Annotated in this window: 20 protein-coding genes and 1 pseudogene; 10 read left to right on the top strand and 11 right to left on the bottom strand. The window is 64.5% G+C overall.

Features of this window, described 5'->3' with window-relative positions; all coding sequences use genetic code 11:
• Positions 1-17: 17 nt before the first annotated feature.
• Positions 18-1,004 (top strand): response regulator, encoded by a 987-nt coding sequence (locus tag AC1D09_RS01395; RefSeq protein WP_477664454.1) that lies wholly within the window; start codon positions 18-20, stop codon positions 1,002-1,004.
• Here AC1D09_RS01395 and cqsA read toward each other — a convergent pair whose 3' ends face one another.
• Together cqsA and AC1D09_RS01385 are read right to left on the bottom strand one after the other, a co-directional pair.
• Positions 1,005-2,258, bottom strand: a complete 1,254-nt coding sequence (gene cqsA, locus AC1D09_RS01390; protein WP_477664453.1) for an alpha-hydroxyketone-type quorum-sensing autoinducer synthase — start codon at positions 2,256-2,258, stop codon at positions 1,005-1,007.
• Positions 2,259-2,484: 226 nt separating this feature from the next.
• Positions 2,485-2,928 carry a rhodanese-like domain-containing protein gene (locus AC1D09_RS01385; RefSeq protein ID WP_477664452.1) on the bottom strand — a complete coding sequence of 148 codons (444 nt, stop codon included), beginning with the start codon at positions 2,926-2,928 and terminating at the stop codon, positions 2,485-2,487.
• A 155-nt stretch (positions 2,929-3,083) separates the two neighbouring features.
• Here AC1D09_RS01385 and AC1D09_RS01380 point away from each other — a divergent pair, with 155 nt between their 5' ends.
• From AC1D09_RS01380 to icmF, 5 genes are all read left to right on the top strand, one after another.
• Positions 3,084-4,007, top strand: a complete 924-nt coding sequence (locus AC1D09_RS01380; protein ID WP_477664451.1) for a PPK2 family polyphosphate kinase — start codon at positions 3,084-3,086, stop codon at positions 4,005-4,007.
• A 178-nt stretch (positions 4,008-4,185) separates the two neighbouring features.
• Positions 4,186-5,295, top strand: coding sequence for a TRAP transporter substrate-binding protein (locus AC1D09_RS01375; protein ID WP_477664450.1), 1,110 nt, complete (start codon positions 4,186-4,188; stop codon positions 5,293-5,295).
• 95 nt (positions 5,296-5,390) lie between these two features.
• A complete protein-coding gene (locus AC1D09_RS01370; RefSeq protein WP_477664449.1) occupies positions 5,391-6,017 on the top strand; it encodes a TRAP transporter small permease subunit in 627 nt (208 codons plus the stop codon).
• Between the two features lie 3 nt (positions 6,018-6,020).
• Positions 6,021-7,964 (top strand): TRAP transporter large permease, encoded by a 1,944-nt coding sequence (locus AC1D09_RS01365; RefSeq protein WP_477700902.1) that lies wholly within the window; start codon positions 6,021-6,023, stop codon positions 7,962-7,964.
• Between the two features lie 149 nt (positions 7,965-8,113).
• On the top strand, positions 8,114-11,437 hold the full coding sequence (icmF, locus tag AC1D09_RS01360; protein WP_477664697.1) for a fused isobutyryl-CoA mutase/GTPase IcmF: 3,324 nt from the start codon (positions 8,114-8,116) through the stop codon (positions 11,435-11,437).
• A 13-nt stretch (positions 11,438-11,450) separates the two neighbouring features.
• On the opposite strand, the gene AC1D09_RS01355 is transcribed toward icmF, so the two are convergent.
• Both AC1D09_RS01355 and AC1D09_RS01350 read right to left on the bottom strand, forming a co-directional pair.
• Entirely contained in the window at positions 11,451-12,359 is a 909-nt protein-coding gene (locus tag AC1D09_RS01355; protein ID WP_477664696.1) for a hypothetical protein, read from the bottom strand.
• Positions 12,360-12,378: 19 nt separating this feature from the next.
• Positions 12,379-12,684, bottom strand: coding sequence for a beta-barrel domain-containing protein (locus AC1D09_RS01350; RefSeq protein WP_477700901.1), 306 nt, complete (start codon positions 12,682-12,684; stop codon positions 12,379-12,381).
• A 24-nt stretch (positions 12,685-12,708) separates the two neighbouring features.
• On the opposite strand from AC1D09_RS01350, the gene AC1D09_RS01345 reads away from it, so the two are divergent.
• Both AC1D09_RS01345 and AC1D09_RS01340 read left to right on the top strand, forming a co-directional pair.
• Positions 12,709-13,278, top strand: a complete 570-nt coding sequence (locus AC1D09_RS01345) for a hypothetical protein (RefSeq protein WP_477664694.1) — start codon at positions 12,709-12,711, stop codon at positions 13,276-13,278.
• Positions 13,208-13,798 (top strand): annotated as a pseudogene (locus tag AC1D09_RS01340) (PrpF domain-containing protein); the annotation flags it as partial. The gene AC1D09_RS01345 and the pseudogene AC1D09_RS01340, both read left to right, overlap by 71 nt.
• 91 nt (positions 13,799-13,889) lie before the next feature.
• Here AC1D09_RS01340 and AC1D09_RS01335 read toward each other — a convergent pair.
• From AC1D09_RS01335 to speB, 7 genes are all read right to left on the bottom strand, one after another.
• A complete protein-coding gene (locus AC1D09_RS01335; RefSeq protein ID WP_477664693.1) occupies positions 13,890-14,834 on the bottom strand; it encodes a 2-hydroxyacid dehydrogenase in 945 nt (314 codons plus the stop codon).
• Positions 14,835-14,846: 12 nt separating this feature from the next.
• Positions 14,847-15,602 carry a class II aldolase/adducin family protein gene (locus AC1D09_RS01330; protein WP_477664692.1) on the bottom strand — a complete coding sequence of 252 codons (756 nt, stop codon included), beginning with the start codon at positions 15,600-15,602 and terminating at the stop codon, positions 14,847-14,849.
• A 1-nt stretch (position 15,603) separates the two neighbouring features.
• The gene (locus tag AC1D09_RS01325; RefSeq protein WP_477664691.1) at positions 15,604-17,133 is read right to left on the bottom strand and encodes an amino acid ABC transporter permease/ATP-binding protein; all 1,530 of its coding nucleotides are present in this window, start codon (positions 17,131-17,133) and stop codon (positions 15,604-15,606) included.
• 210 nt (positions 17,134-17,343) lie between these two features.
• Positions 17,344-18,153 (bottom strand): transporter substrate-binding domain-containing protein, encoded by an 810-nt coding sequence (locus tag AC1D09_RS01320; RefSeq protein WP_477664690.1) that lies wholly within the window; start codon positions 18,151-18,153, stop codon positions 17,344-17,346.
• 50 nt (positions 18,154-18,203) lie between these two features.
• Positions 18,204-19,268, bottom strand: a complete 1,065-nt coding sequence (locus AC1D09_RS01315; RefSeq protein ID WP_477664689.1) for an isopenicillin N synthase family dioxygenase — start codon at positions 19,266-19,268, stop codon at positions 18,204-18,206.
• Positions 19,249-20,148 carry a sugar phosphate isomerase/epimerase family protein gene (locus AC1D09_RS01310; protein WP_477664688.1) on the bottom strand — a complete coding sequence of 300 codons (900 nt, stop codon included), beginning with the start codon at positions 20,146-20,148 and terminating at the stop codon, positions 19,249-19,251. Before AC1D09_RS01310 ends, AC1D09_RS01315 begins: the two co-directional genes overlap by 20 nt.
• 13 nt (positions 20,149-20,161) lie before the next feature.
• On the bottom strand, positions 20,162-21,115 hold the full coding sequence (speB, locus tag AC1D09_RS01305) for an agmatinase (protein ID WP_477664687.1): 954 nt from the start codon (positions 21,113-21,115) through the stop codon (positions 20,162-20,164).
• Positions 21,116-21,248: 133 nt separating this feature from the next.
• Here speB and AC1D09_RS01300 point away from each other — a divergent pair, with 133 nt between their 5' ends.
• Positions 21,249-22,127, top strand: a complete 879-nt coding sequence (locus AC1D09_RS01300; RefSeq protein ID WP_477664686.1) for a LysR family transcriptional regulator — start codon at positions 21,249-21,251, stop codon at positions 22,125-22,127.
• A 135-nt stretch (positions 22,128-22,262) separates the two neighbouring features.
• Positions 22,263-22,604, top strand: a complete 342-nt coding sequence (locus AC1D09_RS01295) for a hypothetical protein (protein WP_477664685.1) — start codon at positions 22,263-22,265, stop codon at positions 22,602-22,604.
• The last annotated feature ends 61 nt before the right edge of the window (positions 22,605-22,665 follow it).

Genomic DNA, 22,665 nt, shown 5'->3' with positions numbered 1-22,665 from the left:
ACCCTAAAACGACAAACATGTCCTTTGCACTCTACCGCCGACCGGGAGGCGTGGTCTTTCTGGACGACGACCCGGACTATCTTGAAATGCTGGCCGAGGTCATGCCGCTGGACTGGTATGTGCGCCTGTTCCTGCGGCCCGTGGCCTGCATAGACCTGCTGCTCAAGGAGCCGGCGCGCTGGGAAGCCGACGCCTGGCGCCAGCAGGAAATCATCAACCGCTGGCGCGAGGGCGCGGCCCTGATCCCGCAAATCCTGCAGTACTGGCGCGAAGACGGCACGGCGCGCTTTGCGCTGACCCAGGTCTGCGTGGTCGACTACTCGATGCCGGCGATGAGCGGGCTGCGGGTGCTCAGCGAGCTGACGGGCTGGTCCGGCGCGCGCGTGCTGCTGACCGGGCGCGCCGACGAGCAGCTCGCCGTCTCGGCCTTCAACCGCGGGCTGATCGAGCAATTCATCCCCAAGCAGTCCCCCGAGATCCGGCTGCGCCTGACCGACGCCATCCAGGCGCTGCTGCGCCAGCCCGACGGGCGGCACCAGCAGACCTGGCGCTCCACGCTGTCGCGCGAGCAGCACGCCCTGCTGTGCGAGCCCACCATCGCCCAGGAACTCGAAAACCTGGCGCTGCGCCAGGGCTGGATAGAGCACGTGGTGATAGGTGCGCCTTTCGGCGTGCTGGCGCTGGACCGCAAGGGCAGCGCCAGCTGGCTGCAACTGGAGCCGGCGGCCAACCTGCGCGAACTCGCGGAGATCGCCGAGTCCCAGGGCTGGGACGCGGCCACCGTGCAGGATGTGGCCGCGGGCAGAAAACTCATAGACCTCGAACTGCAGCTGGCGCTGGGCGCCGGCCAGAAGCCGCAGCCGCGCCAGGCCTTCGCCATCGCCTCGGGCACGGCCGTGCTGCACGCCGCGCTGTTCAGCGTCGGCGAGGCCTTCAGCCCGGGCTTTATGACCAGCCACGAGCGCTTTATCGCCACCTCTGGCGAACGGCAGCTGCAAGACTAACTATGCCTCGGCCTGGCCGGCCCGGGCGCGCCGCGCGATCGGCCAGTCCCAGGGTTTGACGATGGGCGCGATCTCGCGGGCCACGGCCTCCACATGCTCCAGCTCCGACTCGGTCAGGCCGGCGTTCAGCGTCATGCGCATCATGGCGCGCTTGGCGCTGGTGGCCGGCGCGCAGAACATCGAGGAAAACACATTGCGCTCCTCCAGCCGGTCGCGCAGCACCATGGTGTCGCTTTCCGAGCCGACTTCCAGCGCGATGATCTGCTGGCTGCCCTGGTGAATGGGGTAGCCGAGCTCGCTCAGCGAGGCGCGCAGCCGGCGCGTGTTCGCGTGCAGGCGCTTGCGCGCGTCGTCGCTGCCCCGGATCAGCTCCAGCGTCGCGGCCAGGCCCGCGATCTCGTGCGGCAGCAGGCTGGAGCTGAAGATGTTGGGGAAACTCGAGCACAGGATGTAGTAGCGCATATGGGCCGGGGCGGTGAAAAAGCCGGCGCGGCCCGCGAAGGCCTTGGCCAGGCTGGCGGTGATGAAGTGCACCCGGTCCGTCAGGCCCAGTTCGGCGCACAGGCCCGCGCCCTGGGGGCCGTGCGTGCCCAGCGAGTGCGACTCGTCAACCAGCATCATGCAGCCGTGGGCCTCGGCCACGTCCACCATTTCCACCAGCGGGCTGACGGCGCCGGTGGTGCTGTAGACCGAATCCACCACCACGATGCCGGGACCGTTGCGCGCGATCATGCGCGCCAGGTGGGCCGGGTCGTTGTGGCGGAAGGCGAAGGCCGGCGCGCGCGCCGCGTGGGCGCCTTCCCACAGCGAGGCATGGGCCAGGGTGTCCAGGTAGACCGGTGTCTGCGCGTCGGCAATCGCCTGCAGCAGGCCGACGTTGGCCGCGTAGCCCGACTGGCAGATGAAACCGTCGTCCTTGCCGACCCAGGCGGCCAGGGCCGTCTCCAGGGCATGCGTGGGATGCTGGTTCAGGTGGAAGACGCCGGACTGCACCACGAACTCCTGCGCCTTGCGCAAGGACTCGACCTGAGCATGCACGATCTGCGGATGCCCCGTGATGCTCAGGTAGTCGTTGCCGTCCAGGCGTATGGCGTTGGAGTCGGGCGTGCGGCCATGGAGCATGAATTTCCCGCCCCATTGCTGGTCCCAGCGCGGCTTGAAGTCGCGCGCGATGCGCTGGCTCAGCTGGGCCCCCAGGGCGGGATTGATGGGTGCCTTGGCGGCAGGTGAAAGTTCGCGTTCGAGTACTTGCATGGGGAGCTCCGTTAGAAAGAGGAACCCCCATTGAAAGCGCTCAAACAAATTGATACGTGTTATCCCCTGTCAGAACTGACAGGGGTCACCCCCATACACCAATTTTCAGAAAAAGTAATGTGAACTATTCACTTCATTTTTTCCAAACTCTCACCTATTGCCTTACATGGCGAAGTTACAAAAGGTACGGCCACCCCGGGATTGCCGGGGATATTCCGGGCATTTTTTATCCCTGCTTCCACGGCAGGCCCTGCAAACGCCAGCCGCCCTTGTGGCCGCGCTGTCCCTGTTCGTCGGCCTCGCCCTCAAAGCCCTCCAGGATGTTGTAGGCCTCCAGGCCCAGCTCCGCCGCGCGCTTGGCGGCCGCCACCGAACGCACACCGCTGCGGCATAGCAGCACGGCCTTCTTGCCGGCGGGCACCGCCGCCTTCAGCCCCTCGTCAAAGCCCGCATTCATCGCCATGCCTGGCCATTGCTTCCAGGCCAGCGGCACGGCGCCGGGCACATAGCCCACCCATTCGCGCTCGGCATCGGTGCGCACGTCCACCAGCACGGCCTGGCCCGACTGCATCCATTCAAACGCCAGGCGCGCGGGGATGTCTCCGGCATAGCCGGCGGCCGGCCGGACTTGAAGCGGGGAGCCGGCGTTCGCTGCAGTGGAGCTGGTCATGTCATTGCCTGTCATATAAAAGAAGAGGAAAAAGCGGAAAAGTGAGAGCGTCCATGCAGTTTATTCCCGGGCCGCGGCCCGCGGCAACAGCAGGGAAAAAGCACGGCAGGCACAATCACAGCGGCAAGCCCGCCCACCGCTGACCGGAGACATCGATGCCGACCACCCGCACAGACCCGCCTCTTTTCCCCGACACCGCGGCCGGCAAGGCGGAGCTCAAGGCACTGGCCAGGCTGCTGGCCCGGTGGCAGCCACCGCCAACCGGCATGGACGGCCAGCCGCCCTCCGGCAAAAAATCCGGCAAACCCTGGGCGCTGGCCGACCTGGACCCGGCCGCCAAGCCCTTTTCCTGCGGCGACAAGCAGCGCGACAAGGCCCTGGTCGAGACCCTGGCGGCGGAACTCGACGAGTTGCAGAACCTGTTCTACGCCGACAAGCGCTTCAAGCTGCTGGTCATCCTGCAGGGCACCGACACCGCCGGCAAGGACGGCACCCTGCGCGGCGTGTTCGGCCGCATCAGCCCGCTGGGCGTGCATACCGTGAGCTGGCGCGCGCCCAATGAGGCCGAGCGCGCCCACGACTACCTGTGGCGCATCCACCAGCAGGTCCCGGCGGCCGGCGAGATCACCCTCTTCAACCGCAGCCACTATGAGGACGTGCTGGTGCCGCCCGTCAAGGGCTGGATCACGCCGGCGCAGACGGCCCAGCGCTACCGCCACATCAACGACTTCGAGCGCCTGCTTGCGCAGACCGGCACCGTGGTCCTCAAGTTCATGCTGCACATCGGCCGCAACGAGCAGCGTGAGCGCCTGCAGGCGCGGCTGGACGACCCGACCAAGCAGTGGAAGTTCAACCTCGACGACCTGGAGGCGCGCAAGCAGTGGAAGCAGTACCAGCAGGCTTACGAGGACCTGCTGCGAGCCACCAGCACGCCCTGGGCGCCGTGGACGGTGGTGCCCGCCGACTCCAAGACCCACCGCAACCTGATGATCGCCACCGTGGTCCGCGCCACCCTGGTGCAGCTGGGCCTGCGCTTTCCGCCCGGCGATCCCGCGCTCAAGGACGTGAAAGTCCGCTGAGATTGAAGCCTGCCGCGCGATTCCCGCCCGGACTGCAAAAACAGTTTCACCCGTATCGGGGGTAATCGAAGAGCCCTCCAGCCGTTGCGTTGGTGGAAACCCTCTTTGTAAGCCTTGGGCAAGGCGGAATGATGAGTGTTCTTAGTGTTCGTATGTTTTCCAACAACAGGAGACAGTCATGACCGAGAGCAAAAGCCCCCGCAGGCGCGGCCTGCTGAAAGGCGCCGCGATTGCCGCCGGCGCCCTGTCCGCCCCCATGGTCGCCATGGCGCAGACAACCTCCTTTCGCTTCCAGAGCACCTGGCCGGCCAAGGACATCTTCCACGAGTTTGCCAACGACTTCGCGAAAAAAGTCAACGACATGGCCGGCGGCCGCCTCAAGATAGAGGTGCTGCCCTCGGGCGCGGTCGTGCCGGCCTTCCAGCTGCTGGAAGCCGTGAACAAGGGCACGCTGGACGGCGGACATGGCGTGGTGGCCTACCACTACGGAAAAAATTCGGCGCTGGCCCTGTGGGGCTCCGGCCCCGGCTACGGCATGGACTCCAACATGGTGCTGGCCTGGCACAACTACGGCGGCGGCAAGGCCCTGCTCGAAGAAATCTACAAAGCCATCAACATGGACGTGGTGTCCTACCTCTACGGCCCCATGACCACCCAGCCGCTGGGCTGGTTCAAAAAACCCATTGCCAAGGCCGATGACCTCAAGGGCCTGAAGTACCGCACCGTGGGCCTGGCCGTGGACATGTTCACGCTGATGGGCGCCGCGGTCAACCCCCTGCCCGGCGGCGAAATCGTGCCGGCCCTGGACCGCGGCCTGATCGATGCGGCCGAGTTCAACAACGCCTCCTCAGACCGGGTCCTGGGTTTTCCGGACGTGGTGAAAAACTGCATGCTGCAGAGTTTTCACCAAAGCGGCGAGCAGTTCGAGATCCTGTTCAACAAGACCAAATACAACACCTTGCCGGCCGAACTCAAGGCCATCATCGACTATGCGGTGCAGGCGGCCAGTGCCGACATGAGCTGGAAGATGATAGACCGCAACTCCAGCGACTACATCGAGATGAAAAAGCAGGGGATCAAGTTCTACAAGACCTCGGACGCCGTGCTGCGCGCCCAGCTGGACGCCTGGGACAAGACCATCGCCAAGAAGGCCGGCGAGAACCCGCTGTTCCAGAAGGTGCTGGATTCGCAGAAGGCGTTCGCCCAGCGGGCCGTATCCTGGCACAACGACTATTCCGTCGACTTCAAGATGGCCTACAACCACTATTTCTCCGGCAAGAAAGCCTGACCGCCGGCGCTCGAGTTTGAGCCTGAAGCACAGCAGCCATCCGGTTCCACCTGGATGGCTGCTTTTCTTTGTCACCGCACGCCACCGGAACTGCCATGAACGTTCAACGTCTCCTGCACACCGCCGACGCCATCAGCACCTGGGTGGGCAAGGCTTTTGCCTGGCTCATCGTGGTGCTGATGCTGCTGGTCTGCGCCGAGGTCTTCAAGCGCTACGCGCTCAACGCGCCGACGGCCTGGATCTTCGATGCCAACAACATGCTCTACGGCACGCTGTTCATGATGGGCGGCGCCTACACCCTGGCCCATGACGGCCATGTGCGCGGGGACTTCCTGTACGGCAACATGAAGCCGCGCACCCAGGCCCTGCTGGACCTGGTGCTCTACGTCCTGTTCTTCCTGCCCGGCATCGCCGCGCTGACCTGGGCCGGCTGGACTTATTTCAACGACTCGTGGTCCATCCACGAGCAGACCTTCAACGCCGACCCGATCCCGCTTTACCCCTTCAAGTTCGTGATCCCGCTGGCCGGCGCCATCGTGCTGATGCAGGGAATCGCCGAGATGATCCGCTGCGTGGTCTGCCTCAGGACCGGCGCATGGACGCCCCGGCTCAAGGACGCCGAGGAAGCCGACGTGGTGGCCCAGCAACTGGCCGGCAGCGAATTCGTCGACGAGGACGCCAAGCGGCTTGCCATCGAAAAATCCAAGGGAATGAAGGGATAAATGATGAGCAATGCAGCACTCGGCATGACCATGCTCTGCCTCATCGTGGTCGTGATCATGCTGGGCTTTCCCACCGCCTTCACCCTGATGGGCCTGGGCATCATGTTCGGCTTCGTCGCCTTCTACGACCCGTCGGCGCACTGGCTGGACAACAAGATATTCGACCTCATGGTGCAGCGCGCCTTCGGGGCCATGACCAATGAGACCCTGTTGTCCATCCCGCTTTTTGTGCTGATGGGTTATGTGATGGAGCGCGGCGCGCTGGTGGACAAGATGTTCCACAGCGTGCAGCTGGCCTTTCGCAGCGTGCCGGGCTCGCTGGCCGTCACCACGCTGATCATCTGCACCTTCTGGGGCATCGCCAGCGGCCTGGTGGGCGCGGTCGTGGTGCTGATGGGCGTGATCGCCATGCGGCCCATGCTCAACGCCGGCTACGACACCCGGCTGGCGGCCGGCGTGATCACCGCCGGCGGCACACTGGGCATCCTGATCCCGCCCTCGGTGATGATCATCGTCTACGCCGCCGTCGCCGGCCAGTCGGTGGTCAAGCTGTACGCCGCCGCCATGTTTCCCGGCTTCTTCCTGGCCCTGCTCTACCTCGTCTACATCATCGTCTGGGTGTTGATCAATCCGAAGATCGCGCCCAAGCTGCCGCCCGAGCAGCAGCAGGTGCCGGTGCCGCCCTGGCTACACGCCGTTGCCGGCGCCTACTCGCGCCGCATGCTGCCCGCGCTGCTGGCCGCCACCGCCTCACCCGGCCGCGCCCTGAAGGCCGGCGTGGACGGCGTGAAGATCACGCGCGGCCTGCTGGCGCGCAGCCTGGGCCTGGCGCTGGTACCGCTGGCGCTGGCCGCCGTCACCCTGGGCGCCGTCTGGTGGTATGTGGTGATCCACTCCCAGGAAGACAACGTCGCCAGCGCCGCGGCGCAAGTCACCCAGCGGGCCCAGGCGCCCGCGGCGGCGGGCGCCGGCACCGGCCTGCAGGAAGCCCCCGGCGCCGAGGCGGTCCCCGCGCCGCCGTCCGCCAGCGGCGTGCAGGAACCGCCGGCCGAAACCAGCGGCCTGCAGGAGCTGTCGGCCCCGCCCGGCGCCGTCGGCGAACCGGCCGCCAGCCCCGCCAAGGACGAGCCCATGCAGCAGTTCGGCGACCCGGCGGCCGAAGGGCCGCGCACCGCCGCCGTTCCCGAGCTGTTCTTCACCGGCTTCTGGATCGCCTGCGCCATCACCTTGCTGCTGCTGGCCTGGTACTACTGGAAGTTCGACGCGGAGCAGTTCGAGATCCTGCGCCTGCTGGTCTCTTCCGTCATGCCGCTGGCCATACTCACCTTCGTCGTGCTGGCGGTGATCCTGTTCGGCATCACGACGGCCACCGAATCCGCGGCAGTCGGCGCGGCAGGCGCCTTCCTGATGGCCTGGCACGCCAAGACCCTGAACTTCCAGCGCATCAAGGAGGCGGTTTTCCTGACCGCCAAGACCACCTCCATGGTGTGCTGGCTGTTTGTCGGCTCGGCGCTGTTTTCGGCCGTGTTCGCCTTGCTGGGCGGGCAGGCCGTGATCGAGAGATGGGTGCTGTCGATGGAGCTCACGCCGCTGCAGTTCCTGCTGGTGTCGCAGGCCATCATCTTCATCCTCGGCTGGCCGCTCGAGTGGACCGAGATCATCGTGATCTTTGTGCCCATCTTCCTGCCGCTGCTGCAGCATTTCCAGATCGACCCCATCCTCTGGGGCGTGCTGGTCTTCGTCAACCTGCAGGCGGCCTTCCTGTCGCCACCCGTCGCGATGAGCGCCTTCTACCTCAAAGGCGTTTCGCCTTCGCACGTGACCCTGAACCAGATCTTCGCCGGCATGATGCCCTACATGCTGATCGTGATCCTGTGCATGGTCTTCATGTACATCTGGCCGGGCATGACGCTCTGGCTGCCCAAATTCCTGTACGGCGGCGGCTGAACGGCCGGTTCCGGCCCTGGGGGGGCCCCCAATTCCCCGCCCCGGGCGCGGGCGCTTGAACAGCCCCCGCTTACGGAGTAAGATTGACGTTTACGTAAACGTCAACTACAGTGGGCAGGGCAGCAATATGCCACCGCCCGGAGACAACCATGACCGACATGTCCGCTGAATACAAAGCGCTCGCCAGCTATCGCCCCACGCACAAGGTGCGCTTCATCACGGCGGCCAGCCTGTTCGACGGGCATGACGCGGCCATCAACATCATGCGGCGCATCCTGCAAAGCATGGGCGCCGAGGTCATCCACCTGGGCCACAACCGCAGCGTTGACGAAGTCGTCACGGCCGCCCTGCAGGAAGACGCCCAGGGCATCGCCATCAGCTCCTACCAGGGCGGGCATGTCGAATACTTCAAGTACATGGTCGACCTGCTCAAAAGCCGCGGCGGCGAGCACATCCAGGTTTTCGGCGGCGGCGGCGGCGTGATCGTGCCGCCCGAGATCCGCGAGCTGCATGCCTATGGCGTGACGCGCATCTACAGCCCCGAGGACGGCCAGAAGATGGGCCTGGCCGGCATGATCGGCGAGATGGTCATGCGCTGCGACAAGGACCTGACCGGCTTCGCGCCCAAGGACGTCAAGGCCATTGAAGGCCATGGCGAGATGAACTGGCGGGCCCTGGCCCAGCTGATCACTGCTTTGGAGAACGGCAAGGCAGATGCAGCACTCGTCGACACCGTCCGCAACCAGGCCGCCACCCGCAAGATTCCGGTGCTTGGTATCACCGGCACCGGCGGCGCCGGCAAGTCCTCGCTGACCGACGAACTGATACGCCGCCTGCGCCTGGACCAGAACGACAAGCTGCGCGTGGCCGTCATCAGCATCGACCCCTCGCGCCGCAAGAGCGGCGGCGCCCTGCTAGGCGACCGCATCCGCATGAACGCCATCAACCCGTGGACCGTGCCCGCAGCCGGGCAAAAGAACGCCGACAGCGGCCAGCGCGTCTTCATGCGCTCCCTGGCCACGCGCGACTTCGGCTCCGAAATCAGCCAGGCCTTGCCCGATGTGATTGCCGCCTGCAAATGCGCGGGCTTTGACCTCATCGTCGTCGAGACCTCGGGCATAGGCCAGGGCGATGCCGCCATCGTGCCGCATGTGGATGTGCCCATGTATGTGATGACGCCCGAGTTCGGCGCGGCCAGCCAGCTCGAAAAAATCGACATGCTGGACTTCGCCGAGTTCATCGCCATCAACAAGTTCGACCGCAAGGGCTCGCTCGATGCCTTGCGCGATGTCTCCAAGCAGGTGCAGCGCAACAAGGAAGCCTGGGGCACGCCGGCCGACAAGATGCCGGTCTTCGGCACCATGGCCGCGCGCTTTAACGACGACGGCGTGACCGCGCTGTACCAGGCGCTCAAGCCGCGCCTGGCCGCGCTGGGCCTGGCGCTCGAGGGCGGCGTGCTGCCCGCGGCCGGCGTGCGCCACAGCACCAACCAGACGCCGGTGGTGCCGGCCGCGCGCACGCGCTACCTGGCCGAGATCAGCGACACGGTGCGCGGCTACAAAAAGCGTGCCCGCGCCCAGGCCCAGCTGGCGCGCGAGGTGCAGCAGCTCAAGGCGGCCGCCGCCATGCTGAAAATCGACAAGCCTGACCGCGCACCGGCCGCCGAGGCCGCGCTGGACCTGGCCGGCCACCGCAAGGCCCGCATGGACGCCGACGCCCGCGCCCTGCTGGCCCAGTGGCCCGACATGCAGGCGGCCTATGCCGGCGACGAATACGTCGTGAAAATCCGCGACAAGGAAATCCGCACCGCGCTGACCACCAAGTCGCTCTCGGGCACCACCATACGCAAGGTGGCCCTGCCGCAGTACGAAGACCACGGCGAAATCCTCAAATGGCTGATGCTGGACAACGTGCCCGGCAGCTATCCCTATACCGCCGGCACCTTTGCCTTCAAGCGCGAGGGCGAGGACCCGACCCGCATGTTCGCCGGCGAGGGCGACCCCTTCCGCACCAACACCCGCTTCAAGCTGCTCAGCGAAGGCATGGCCGCCAAACGCCTGTCCACCGCCTTCGACTCGGTCACGCTCTACGGAAACGACCCGGCCCTGCGCCCCGACATTTACGGCAAGGTCGGCAACTCGGGCGTGTCCATCGCCACACTCGACGACATGAAGGTGCTGTACGACGGCTTTGACCTGTGCAACCCCTCGACCTCGGTCTCCATGACCATCAACGGCCCGGCGCCGACCATCCTCGCGATGTTCATGAACACGGCGATAGACCAGAATCTGGCCAAGTTCAAGAATGACAACGGCCGCGACCCAACCGCGACCGAAGCAGCCAAGATACGTGAATGGGTGCAGGAGAATGTGCGCGGTACCGTGCAGGCCGACATCCTGAAAGAAGACCAGGGCCAGAACACCTGCATCTTCTCCACCGAGTTCAGTCTGAAGGTCATGGGCGACATCGCCCAGTACTTTGTGCACAACCGGGTGCGCAACTTCTACAGCGTCTCCATCAGCGGCTACCACATCGCCGAAGCCGGCGCCAACCCCATCAGCCAGCTGGCCTTCACGCTGTCCAACGGTTTCACCTTTGTCGAAGCGTATCTCGCGCGCGGCATGCACATCGACGACTTCGCGCCCAACCTGAGCTTTTTCTTCAGCAACGGCATGGACCCGGAGTACACCGTGATGGGCCGCGTCGCGCGCCGCATCTGGGCCGTGGCCATGAAGGAAAAATACGGCGCCAACGAACGCAGCCAGAAGCTCAAATACCACATCCAGACCTCGGGCCGCAGCCTGCACGCGCAGGAAATCCAGTTCAACGACATACGCACCACGCTGCAGGCGCTGATCGCGATTTATGACAACTGCAACTCGCTGCACACCAACGCGTTCGACGAAGCCATCACCACACCCACCGAGGAATCGGTGCGCCGCGCCATGGCCATCCAGCTCATCATCAACCGCGAATGGGGCCTGGCCAAGAACGAAAACCCCTCGCAGGGCGCGTTCATCATCGAGGAGCTCACCGAACTGCTCGAGGAAGCGGTACTCAGCGAGTTCGAGCGCATCGCCGAGCGCGGCGGCGTGCTGGGCGCCATGGAAACCGGCTACCAGCGCGGCCGCATCCAGGACGAGTCCATGCACTACGAGATGCTCAAGCACACCGGCGAGCTGCCCATCATCGGCGTCAACACCTTCCGCAACCCGCACGGCGATGCGGTACAGGACAAGCTCGAACTGGCCCGCTCCACCGAGGAAGAAAAACAAAGCCAGCTCAAGCGCCTGGACGACTTCCACCACCGCCACGCCGCCGAATCACCGGCCATGCTCAAGCGCCTGCAGCAGGCCGTGATTGAAAATCTCAATGTCTTCGAGGTACTGATGGACGCCGTGCGCGTCTGCTCCCTGGGGCAGATCACCAATGCGCTGTTTGAGGTGGGTGGGCAGTACCGGCGGAATATGTAGGCTGGCCAGGACCTCAAGGCAACAATCGCCAGGCAGTAATTCGTGAAGTTTTGAGCTGATCACGCAATGCTTGCCGCCGTGCACGCGCGGAGTATGCGGGCAAATCCACGAGTTGTCCGATCTTGAAAAAACCTTTAGCCAATTTCGGGTCTTCATACTCGAGACCGAAGAATTCCTTCGCACCTCTCCGGTCGTAATAATCCCGCATGCGGGCCGCTAAACGGGTTTGGTCGCATGGTTCCGAGAACACCAGCCCGCAAGTTGCGTTGAATTCGTGCTGGGCGATGAAATGCCGGGGAATGCAATCCATGTCATTGGCGTCAACCAACTCCAAAAAATGGCGGCCGATGTGAATGTAGTGAAGATGCAAGTTCCCAAACGCCAACACGGGATCAAAATGACCCAACTCCTCCTCGGGAATTTTCGCCTTCAGGTTATATGCCGCAGGAAAGTGGTTGAAGTCCAGGTTGAAGATGTACTGGTCTTTGCCATCCAGCAGATCGGCCAGTTCGTATTCCAGCCAGTGAATGAGTAAATTTGTCTCATGGGCGGCCTGGAACCTCTCACGATCAAACTTCCCCTTGAAGAATTCAGGGAAGTTGATGTGCAGCCTGTTTAATTCTCCCTGCCAGTTCCGCCTGGTCAACGGTTCCAGGGGAAATCCCAGAAAAGTTGCGCTCTTCTTCAGCCTGGCCACCGCGGCCTGAATCTCCGGTTTTGTGGCAAAACCATGGCGATGGTTCACGTCTGTGCGCAGCAAGTAGCGACTATGCATCCTTGCGAGCTTCTCACACCATAGTGCCGCAGTTTTCGTGCTGTTGAGCTCGTACGTCAGCTGAGTCCCGCAAGAAAAAGTGAACTGAACCCGGCGCACTAAAAATCCCCGGCTCTTGGCTTGGTACTCAAACAGCGCTTCATTCAAACCCCGGGCCTCGCAATGATCAGCGCTCCCGTGCCGATTCCCTGAATGCCTTGGTCACAGGAGACAGCAAGTATTCGAGCACACTGCGCGTGCCCAGGTGAATCTCGGCCGAGACCTGCATGCCCGGCGCCAAACGATGCTTCGCACCGTCCGCCTCCAGGAACTGTCCCTTGAGGTCGATCATCGTCTTGTAGGTGAACCGGTCCACCCTCGCCTTCGCCTGGCCTTGCTGGCCGTCGTTTGCGCCTTGCTCGCTGGCGTCGGCGCTCACCTGCGCCACCTGACCCTGGATCATTCCGTACTTCTGGAAGGTGAAGGACGACACTTTCACTTTGGCGTTTTGGGATGGATGAATAAACCCGATACCCGCCGTGGCAACCATATAGCGGCAATTCGCGCTACCTTCGCCAACCACCGCCTGAAGAATGAAATGGCCGGCCGGGAAGGATCGCTCACACGCCTGCAGCCCGACAGTGTCGTGATGAGGCTTTTCGACGCCGCCGAGACCTATATGCAGCGGGGCCAGCCGCTCATCATCGTTGCCGGTAAAAACTACGGGTCGGGATCGTCACGGGACTGGGCCGCCAAGGGCGTTCGACTGATCGGCGTCAAGGTTGTGGTTTGCGAGAACTTCGAACGCATACACCGCACAAATCTTGTGGGCATGGGCGTACTGCCGCTTGAATTTCCCACTGGTGTGACGAGAAAGACCCTGGAGATTAACGGAACCGAAACATTCGACATCGAGGGAATTGAAGAGGCGTCTCCAGGCCCTGGCTCAGAGTTGACGCTGGTCATTCATCGCCTGGGAGGATCCGTCGCGCGCGTTCCCGTGGTGTGCAGGATAGATAGACATTCCCGGTGTCGGCACTGTAGAGGCAACCCTGATCAATGCCGGCAACCCCACCATCTTCATTGATGCCGCGACAGTGGGTTTAAAAGGCAATGAGTTGCAGGATGCAGTCAATTCGAACGCGGAATTCCTGGCCCGCTGCGAGGCCATCCGTGCTCATTGTGCGGTTCTCATGGGGCTGGCAAGCACCGCAGCAGAAGCGACCGAAAAGCGCTTCCATACACCCAAACTCGCTTTTGCGGCCAAGCCGTTGGACTACACATCATCGAATGGAAAGTTTGTTGCCGCGGCGGACATCGACATCCTGGTACGCATCATGTCCATGGGCAAGCTGCACCATGCAATGACGGGAACAGGTGCCGTAGCGATTGCTGTGGCCGGTGCCATTCCCGGAACACTTGTGAGCCGTCTTCTTCCTTCAGGTTCCAGCGCGGCCGTACGTTTCGGCCACCCCTCGGGTGCGCTCAGTGTCGGTGCGCTGGCTCAGGAGACACCTGATGGCTGGGTGGTGACCCAGGCTGTGATGAGCCGGAGTGCGCGCCGTCTGATGATGGGAGAAGTGCTCATTCCCCCGCCCCAGGCGTAGCACGGCACTTCGATGGCGCCGGTTAGCATCAGAGTAAAGCCATCATTGTCATTGCGGTTCTCCCAAACTCGCTTTTACAGATTACTCGCTGCTAATAACCCACACTACGGTCCACGGCATTTAGCACCGGCCGGCCGCTGCGCACGCGCTGCAGGTTGTCCAGGATCTGGCCAACGATGGCCGCCGGCTGCGCGGCCGAAGCCATGTGCGGCGTGACCACCACCCGTGGGTGCTTCCATAGCGGGTTCGATGCCGGCAACGGTTCCTGGGCAAATACATCGAGCACCGCACCGCGCAGATGGCCTTGGTCCAGCGCCTGCAGCAGGTCCTCGACCATCAAATGCTCGCCCCGGCCGCAATGCACCAGCGCCGCACCGGGTTTCATGGCCTGCAAGAACTCGCGGTTCAACAGCCCGCGGGTGGCGTCGGTCAGCGGCAGCAGGCAGACCAGCACATCGGGCTCGCGCAGGAAAGCCTTCAGCGTCTGCGGTCCCGCATAAGCAGTGACACCGTCGATGGCGTGCGCCGAGCGCGACCAGCCGCTGACGGCAAAACCCTGGGCCCGCAGCACCCGGGCCACGTGGCTGCCCAGTACACCCAGGCCCAGCAGGCCTACATGGGTTTGGCGGGCGGCTTTTTGTGCCGGCATCTTCCACAGGCGCTGCGCCTGCTGCTGCTGCGCCTGGTCCAGCGCCCGGTGGTAGTACAGCACGGCCCACAGCACGTACTCGGCCATGCCGGCGGCCAGGCCGGGGTCCACGATGCGGCAGACCGGCACCTCGGGACGCGGCTGGGCCGGGCCTAGAACATGGTCAACCCCGGCGGCAATCGACGAGGCCAGGCGCAGATTCGGCAGGCTGCGCATCAAACCGGCGGGCGGATACCAGCCGGCCACGGCCTCGACATCGGCGGGATCGGGCATGTCGGGCCACAGGCGTACCTGCAGGCCGGGCACGCAGCGCGCGGCCTCGTGCTGGAAGAGCGTGTGCAGGTCGCTCAGGTCATCGGTGGCACTACAGAGCAGCAGAGTCGGCATGCAGGTACAGGGTCAATCGCGGTAAGAGGGATCGATGCGGTCCAGCCGGCGCAGCCAGGCCTGCCAGAGGACCTGGCGCTCGTGCTCCACGCTCTGCAGTTGCTCGCAGGCGTGCTGGCTCAGCTGCGCGGGGATTGCGGTGACCGGGCCGGCGGTGGAGGCCATCTGGCTGGCCGCCATCTGGATCTCGCAGGCGCGGTTCAGGTAGAACATGATGCAGAACGCGTCGGCCACGGTACTACCCACCGACAACAGGCCATGGTGCCGCAGCAGCAAGGCAATGTTCGCGCCCAGCGACTGCTGGATGCGCTCGCGCTCGCCCAGGTCAAACGCCACGCCCTCGTAGGCATGCACGCCCACACGCTGGTAGAACTCGGCGCTGATCTGGTTCAGCTGCAGCAACCCGCCCTCGCAGGCCGCCACCGCCATGCCGGCCAGGGTGTGGGTGTGCAGCACGCAGTGCGCGTCGTCGCGCGCCATGTGCACGGCGCTGTGGATGGTGAAGCCGGCCACGTTGTAATCGGAGCCACCCGACACCACGCGGCCGCGCATGTCCACCACCAGCAGGTCGCTGGCGCGCACTTCCTCAAACAGCAGGCCGAAGGGGTTGATCAGGAAGCGGTCGTCTTGCGGCGCCGCGCCGTCCGCGCGCGGCAGCCGCACCGAGAAGTGGGTGTACAGCGTGTCGTCCCAGCCGAACAGTGCGGCCAGGCGATAAGCGGCCGCCAGGTCGCGGCGCAGAGTGGCTTCATCAGAGCTAGGGCTCATGTCAGGATTCCAATCCCATGAATCGACGCACGCGCTGCGTTGTACCATCCGGCGCGTCGGGTTGTTGTATCTGCCGCGGCGCGGCGTCGAGCTGGATCAGGCCGTTCTCCATGAACAGCACACGGTCGGAGATCGCCAGCGCGAAGTCCATTTCGTGGGTCACGATGACCATGGTCATGCCCTCTTGCGCCAGGTCCTGGATCACCTTCAGCACCTCGCCGACCAGTTCGGGGTCGAGGGCCGAGGTCGGCTCGTCGAACAGCATCACGTCGGGCGACATGGCCAGCGCACGGGCAATCGCCACGCGCTGCTGCTGGCCGCCGGACAGCTGGTGCGGGTATTTGTGCTGGTGCGCCAGCAGGCCCACCTTGTCAAGCAGCTGCTGGGCCCGGGCCTGGCGCTGCCCGGCATCCGCGGGCTGGCCGTGGTAGCACGGCGCCAGCAGCACGTTGCCCAGCACGCTCAGGTGCGGGAACAGGTTGAAGCTCTGGAAGGCCATGCCGATGCGGCGGATGCCCTTGCGCACCCGGCTGCTGTCCAGGGACTCGTGGGCGTGGATGTGGCTTTCGCCGAACAGGATGATCTCGCCCTGGTCGATCTTCTCCAGCGCGTTGATGGTGCGGATCAGCGAGGTTTTCCCCGAGCCGGACGGGCCGATGATGGAGATCACCTGGCCTGCGCCAACCTGCAAACTGACGCCCTTGAGCACCTGGTGCGCACCGTAGGCCTTGTGGATGTTGCGCAGCTCCAGCGCGGCCGGCTGGCCGGGCGCCGCAACCACCGGGCGTATCGCCGCCGGGCCGCCGAGACGGCTGCGCAGGCTGGCGCAGGTCGCATCGTCCAAAGTGGTGGGGCGGCGCAGCTGCAGGTCCAGGCGCTTTTCCAGCCAGCCCAGTAGCGTGCTGAATACGGTGACCAGCATCACGTAATACACCGCCACGCCCAGCAGGGTTTCCATCACCAGGAAATTTTGCGAATACAGCCGCAAGCCGGTCATCAGGAGCTCGGGCAGCGAAATCACCGAGACCAGCGAGGTCAGCTTGATGATGGTGACGAATTCGTTGATCAGCGTGGGCAGCGCAATGCGAAACGCCTGCGGCACCACGATCAGCCGCATCGCGCCAAAGCGACCCAGGGCCAACGCGCGGCCTGCCTCGCGCTGGCCGCGCGCCACCGACAGCAGGCCGCCGCGGTGAATTTCCGCCATGTAGGCCGCCTCGGTCAGCACCATGGCAACCAGGCCGGCAAAGAAGGGTTCGCCTATCACGCTGCGGCTTGCCGGAAATATCTGCGGCAGATTGAATACGAACACCACCACCACCAGCAAGGGCACGCTTCGGAACAACCAGATATAAACCCCCGCCAACGCACTGACCCAGCGGGTCGCAGAGATGCGCGCGCAGGCCAGGAAAAAACCCAGCACCAGGCCCAGCGTCCAGGCCAGTGAGCCCAGCTGCACCACGGTCACGCACGCCCGCCAGAAAACCTTCATGGAAAACAGCGAGAAAAAATACGACCAATCCAGTTCCATGCAAAGGCTCCAGGAGGCAAAACTATCGAAAAGGCGCGGCAGCGCCACGCCCTCGCGTGTTGACTTGCTTGACAACGGCTCCCCAGGCGCGGGCAGGCAGGATGCCCCCTCCCGCAGAAGCCGTGGAACCGGCTTCGCCGGGCCACGGGTATCGCTCCGTGCAAGAGGGCAGGCGAAAGATGCGCAGCACTGCAGCCTGGGGGTGAGACCTTACTTTGCCGCTATCGGCTCAAGGTCGTACTTCTTGACCAGGGCCGCGTACTCGCCGCTGGCTTTCACGGCAGCCAGGGCTTTCTCAAACGCCTGGTACAGGGCCGTGTTGCCCTTCTTCACGTAGATGCCCAGGGTTTGCGGATACACCAGGCCCGTCGAGCTGATGGCGATGCGGCCCTTGCTGCGCTCTGCAAGCATCTTCGCGGCGCCGGCAATCTCCAGCTGCGCCTGGACGTTCTTGGACAGCAGGGCTTGCGACACCTCGGGCGCGGTGGGGAACTCGCTCACCGCCACGGCGGGCTTGCCGTTCGGCACGCAGTATTCGGCGGACAGCTTTTTCAGCGCGGCAACCCAGCTGGTGCCCTGCTGCAAGCCCACTTTCAGGCCGCACAACTCCTGCTCGGTCTTGGGTGCGACGCCGCCGTCCTTGGCCACCATGATGGACGCGCCGGTGCGGGCATAGGCGATGGCATCGGCCTGGGCGGTGCGCTCCGGGGTGATGTACATGCCGGAGATCACCGTGTCGAACTGGCCGCTGCCCAGGCCGAGAATCAGGCTGGGAAACTTGGTGTCCACGAAGGCGGGCTTGGTCTTCATCTCGCGGCCCAGCATTTCGGCCATATCGGGGTCGAAGCCCACCACCTTGTCGCCTTGCCAGGATTCAAATGGAGGATAGGTGATCTCCATGCCGACCTTGATCTGGCCGGGCACGATGGTCTGGGCGAATGCGGCGGCCGGCAGCAAGGCCGCCAGTGCGACAGCCAGCAGGCGGCGGTTGAGGGACGCGGTACGGATGGTTTTCATCATGGTAGCTAACTCCTGGGGTGGGTGGACGAACAAGGGAAACGAAAAAGGGTTCAGGCGCCGGCCTGGGACTTCAGGTGGCCGAAGCTGTTCGGCTTCAGCGCGCCGTCGGGCAACGCAATCTCACCGGCCTGCAGCTTGCGTTTGAGGTAGGTGTAGGTCTGCTGGGCCTGTGAATACATGTGCTCGCCGATCGACAGCTCGCTGTAGCGGGTGGTCGCGGCGCCATTCGCAAACTGCGGCAGCGGCCGGATGCGGGTGTGGTAATCGCAGGCGAAGAACAGCGGGAAGGAATAGCGCTCATGCTGCACCTTGCGGACACGGTGCGAGGTGGCGGGGAACGCGCCGGCGGTCATCACTTCCAGCATGTCGCCGATGTTGATCACGAAAGCCTCTTCACCGTTTGGGCCGGCTTCGGCATACGGCGGCGCATCGATCCATGCGCCCTGGTCGTTCAGCACCTCCAGGCCCGGCTGGTCGGCCAGCAGCAGGGTGAAGCACTCGTAGTCGGTATGCGCGCCTATGCCGGGGGCGTCCACGGCCTCGGTGTCCACCGGGTAGTGGATCAGCCGCAACTTGGACGGCGGGCAGGTCACCAGGGCCTCGAACGCGTCTTCGGGCTGGCCCAGCGACAAGGCAAAACCACGGAACAGCTGGCGGCCGAGCGCGAACACGGCCGCGTAGTAGCCGGCCACGGCGGCTTTGAACCCGGGCAGGTCCGGCCACTTGTTGTTGCCGATCAGCGGTGTGCCGGCCAGTACCAGCGGGTGGTCATCCGGCGCCTCGAAGCCGATGTCAAACGCCTCCTTGTGGTCGGGCCGGCCTTTGGAATACACCTCTTCGCCCTCGGGCACATAGCCTTTATGGCCCCAGGATTCACCGATGTAGTAGCGCATCTTCCACTCCATCCGCTGCGCGAACAGGGTGCGGCTGGCCTGGCGCAGGCCGGCGATCAGCCCGGCATCGATGCCGTGGCCGACGACGTAGAAAAAGCCCACATCGCGGGCTGCCGCACCGAGTGCGTCGGCCACCGCCTGGCGTTGCGCCAGGCTGTCGCTAAAGAGGCCGCGGATGTTGATCACGGGCAAGGCCGTGAAATTACGTTGTCCGGGTTGCATGGTCAGGGTCCTGCCGTGGTGTGAGGTTGAGAGAGAGGTGGTGTTGCGACCAGCGTTCGAAATGCCGCCGTTCTTCCAGCGCCATCCAGCGATTCACCTGCCACAGGTCCGCCACCGGGCTGCGGGTGTAGGGCAGCAGATGCATGTAGCCGTCGGGGCCGAACTCGGGGGTCAGCGTGGTGGTGGCGTAGCCCTTGCGCAGCTGCAGCGCCCAGACCGACTCCCAGATGCGTTGGTGGAACGCCAGCTCGGCGGCGTATTCGGGCGCGGCCGGATCGGGCACCTGCGGGCCCTGGGCGTAGGCCACGCGGGCCTGAACATGGTGCACGCGCTCCAGGAACGGCGTCAGGTCGTCCAGCGGGTCGTCCAGCAGGCGCTCGCACACCACCACCCAGTGGCTGATGTCGGCCGTGTACTGCAGCTGCGGCAGCTGGCGAACGATGTCCAGCGTGACCCAGGGGCTGTACAGCGAGCTTGCGCGGTGGGTTTCAAAAGTGCAGGCGATGCCCGCGGCATCGGCCAGGGCCTGGGTCCGGCCCAGAAATTCCACCTGCGCCGCCAGCGGCCAGCGGTCGTTGCCGGCCAGCAGGTTGACGAAACGGGGAGCCAGTTCCGCCGCGGCATCGAAGGCCCGTGCCAGGTGCCGTAAATGCACCTGCGGCCCGTCTTGCTGGCGCGGAATCACATCGGCGCCGCTGAACACGGTGGCGATGTAGTCCAGCGCTTCGGCCTGCAGGCTGCCACGCAGCGCGCGCCGCGCCGGTGCATCCATCGGCAGGCGGGCTTCCAGGCCGGCGCAACCGGCTTCGCGCAGCTGGGCCACGCACGCGGCCATATCGCCTTGCGCACCCCAGGTAGAGCGGAATATCTTGAGTTCCATGGACAAAGAGCTGTTAGCGGTACGCCACGCCGGGCAGTACACACAGCATTTCGTAAAGCAAGTTCGCTGCCAGCTGGGAGGTATTGCCGCTGAGGTCATACGGCGGCGACACCTCGACCAGGTCACAGCCGACGATGTTCATGCCACGGCAGCCGCGCACGATTTCCAGCGCCTGGATGGCGGTCAGGCCGCCGACCTCGGGTGTACCGGTGCCGGGTGCCCAGGCGGGGTCTATGCCGTCGATGTCAAATGTGAGGTACACCGGCCTGTCGCCGATCTGGGCCCGCGCCTCGGCCATCAGCGGCGCCAGCGACTGGTACCAGCATTGCTCGGCCTGCACCAGGCGAAAGCCCTGGTCCACGCCCCACTGGAAGTCGCCGCTCGCATAGCCTTGCGCGCGCTGGCCGATCTGGACCACGCGGCCGCAGTCCAGCAAGCCCTCTTCCACCGCACGCCGGAAGGTGGTGCCGTGGGCGATTTTTTCACCGAACATGTCGTCGTTGGTGTCGGTATGGGCGTCCACATGCACCAGGGCCACGGGGCCGTGCTTGCGCGCGATGGCCCGCAGAATCGGCAGGGTGATGGTGTGGTCGCCGCCCAGGGTCATGGGCACCACCGGGTACTGCATCAGCCGGGTATAGCTGTCCTCGATGATGCGCACCGACTCCAGCAGGTTGTAGGTATTGATGGCCACGTCGCCGATGTCCGCCACGGCCAGGGAATCGAAGGGGGCGGCGCCCGTGGCCATGTTGTAGGGCCGGATCATCACGGACTCGGCCCGGATCTGGCGCGGCCCGAAGCGGGTGCCGGCGCGCAGCGAGGTACCAATGTCCAGGGGCACGCCGATAAAGGCCGCATCCAGGCCCTCGGCCGTCTCCATGGCGGGCAGCCGCATCATGGTGGCGCGGCCGGCAAACCGGGGCATCTCGTTGCCGCTTTGGGGTTGGTACAGAACTTTGGACACCATGCATCGGCCTTTTCATGTGGCAGCTCGCCTGCGTGCTGCGATGGGTCGAACTTTAGCCAGTCTGGGTTATGAAAAAATAGCAGTAACCAAATAATCAGTTTTAGAATTTCATAACTAAATACAAGGTTGTCCCATGGCACAAAGCGCTGACCTCAAGCTGTTGCGGATTTTTGCGGCCGTGGCCCGCCACCAGGGTTTTGCCCGGGCGCAGCAGGAGTTGAACCTCACCACCTCGGCCATCAGCACCTATATGGCCCAGCTGGAAAGTGATGTCGGCTTCTCGCTGTGCCGGCGCGGCCGTGGCGGCTTTGCGCTGACGGCCAAGGGTGAGCTGCTGCTGTCGGAAACCCTGCGCGTGCTGGGCGAACTGGACAGCTTTGAGCTCTACACCCGGTCGCTCAAGGGCGAGCTCGGCGGTACGCTGAAGATGGGCGTGCTCGACACCACGGTGACCGATGCCTCGCTGCCGCTGGCCCAGGCGATAGGGGTGTTTTCCGGCAAGTACCCGGGCATGCACCTGAGCCTGATGATCCGCAGCCCCTATGAGCTGCAGAAGGGCCTCCTCGACAACGAACTCGACATCGCCGTGGGCTTCTTCCCCGCCAAAGCCAATGGCCTCGTCTATCAGCCGCTCTACCGCGAGCAGCAATGGCTGTACTGCAGCGACCGGCATCCCTGCTTTACACAGAAGAAACTGCTGCCCGCGGTGGTTTCCGAACTCAACGTGGTGAGCCGCAGCTACTGGAGCCAGACCGAGCTGGGCCGGCATGGCTTCAAGCGCAGCGTGGCCACGGTGGAGAGCATGGAAGCCCAGCTGATCCTGATACTGTCGGGCGGTTACATCGGCTATCTGCCGGAGCACTATGCCCAGTCCTGGGTCGAGCAGGGCCGGCTGAAGGTGCTGCTGCCCGCCGAGTTTGGCTACCAGTCGCAGTTCTCTCTGGCCTTGCGCCGGGGCCGCAGCCGCGAACTGCCGCTGCAGGCCATGCGCGAGCTGCTGCAAAAGCTTTAGCTGCCTGCAGCGGTATATCGGCCCGATTGGACACGGCTTCGCCGGGCTCAAGGCCTCGATGCAAGACCCCTGGCGCGCTTTTGATGCAAAGATGGGGACAGACTTCAGCGCGAATCAACACCTATGCACAAAACCATGATTTCCATGATCGCCGCGTCCATCGCCGCTGCGGCGCTCCTGGCTTTCTGGATCAAGCGCGAGCACAAGCCGGAAGAGGCCATCGCCGCGACCCGAGCCTACATCGAAGGCGTGGACACCGCCCCCGGCTGGAAAGCCCGGCTGCGCGGCTGTATCAACCCGAGCTCGTTCACACCCTTCCAGACCTATGGCAACCGCCTTCGCCGCCTGGCGGGCAAGCAGGACCCGGACCCGCCAGAAGTCACCGTGGATTTTTTTGATTGCTCGGTTCGCTTCTACCTGCGCAAGCAGAGCTCAGGGGCCTGGCAGGTCTACAAGGTTCAGAGCCATGCGGGCTAGGGCCTGTGCCTTTTAATCCAGTCGACCTGCTGGCGTGCGGACACTCCTCCAGCACACGGCA

It is taken from the genome of Polaromonas sp. P1_A2, from assembly GCF_056406895.1.
This window is presented reverse-complemented; position numbering and strand designations above follow the sequence as displayed.

Coding starts and splice junctions, on each gene's coding strand:
- AC1D09_RS01335 (WP_477664693.1), bottom strand. CDS start 14,834: ATGCCGACTCTGCTGCTCTGTAGTGCCACCGATGACCTGAGCGACCTG.
- icmF (WP_477664697.1), top strand. CDS start 8,114: ATGACCGACATGTCCGCTGAATACAAAGCGCTCGCCAGCTATCGCCCC.
- AC1D09_RS01370 (WP_477664449.1), top strand. CDS start 5,391: ATGAACGTTCAACGTCTCCTGCACACCGCCGACGCCATCAGCACCTGG.
- AC1D09_RS01325 (WP_477664691.1), bottom strand. CDS start 17,133: ATGGAACTGGATTGGTCGTATTTTTTCTCGCTGTTTTCCATGAAGGTT.
- AC1D09_RS01315 (WP_477664689.1), bottom strand. CDS start 19,268: ATGCAACCCGGACAACGTAATTTCACGGCCTTGCCCGTGATCAACATC.
- AC1D09_RS01380 (WP_477664451.1), top strand. CDS start 3,084: ATGCCGACCACCCGCACAGACCCGCCTCTTTTCCCCGACACCGCGGCC.
- AC1D09_RS01345 (WP_477664694.1), top strand. CDS start 12,709: ATGAATAAACCCGATACCCGCCGTGGCAACCATATAGCGGCAATTCGC.
- AC1D09_RS01295 (WP_477664685.1), top strand. CDS start 22,263: ATGATTTCCATGATCGCCGCGTCCATCGCCGCTGCGGCGCTCCTGGCT.
- AC1D09_RS01375 (WP_477664450.1), top strand. CDS start 4,186: ATGACCGAGAGCAAAAGCCCCCGCAGGCGCGGCCTGCTGAAAGGCGCC.
- AC1D09_RS01330 (WP_477664692.1), bottom strand. CDS start 15,602: ATGAGCCCTAGCTCTGATGAAGCCACTCTGCGCCGCGACCTGGCGGCC.
- cqsA (WP_477664453.1), bottom strand. CDS start 2,258: ATGCAAGTACTCGAACGCGAACTTTCACCTGCCGCCAAGGCACCCATC.
- speB (WP_477664687.1), bottom strand. CDS start 21,115: ATGGTGTCCAAAGTTCTGTACCAACCCCAAAGCGGCAACGAGATGCCC.
- AC1D09_RS01320 (WP_477664690.1), bottom strand. CDS start 18,153: ATGATGAAAACCATCCGTACCGCGTCCCTCAACCGCCGCCTGCTGGCT.
- AC1D09_RS01310 (WP_477664688.1), bottom strand. CDS start 20,148: ATGGAACTCAAGATATTCCGCTCTACCTGGGGTGCGCAAGGCGATATG.
- AC1D09_RS01385 (WP_477664452.1), bottom strand. CDS start 2,928: ATGACCAGCTCCACTGCAGCGAACGCCGGCTCCCCGCTTCAAGTCCGG.
- AC1D09_RS01395 (WP_477664454.1), top strand. CDS start 18: ATGTCCTTTGCACTCTACCGCCGACCGGGAGGCGTGGTCTTTCTGGAC.
- AC1D09_RS01365 (WP_477700902.1), top strand. CDS start 6,021: ATGAGCAATGCAGCACTCGGCATGACCATGCTCTGCCTCATCGTGGTC.
- AC1D09_RS01300 (WP_477664686.1), top strand. CDS start 21,249: ATGGCACAAAGCGCTGACCTCAAGCTGTTGCGGATTTTTGCGGCCGTG.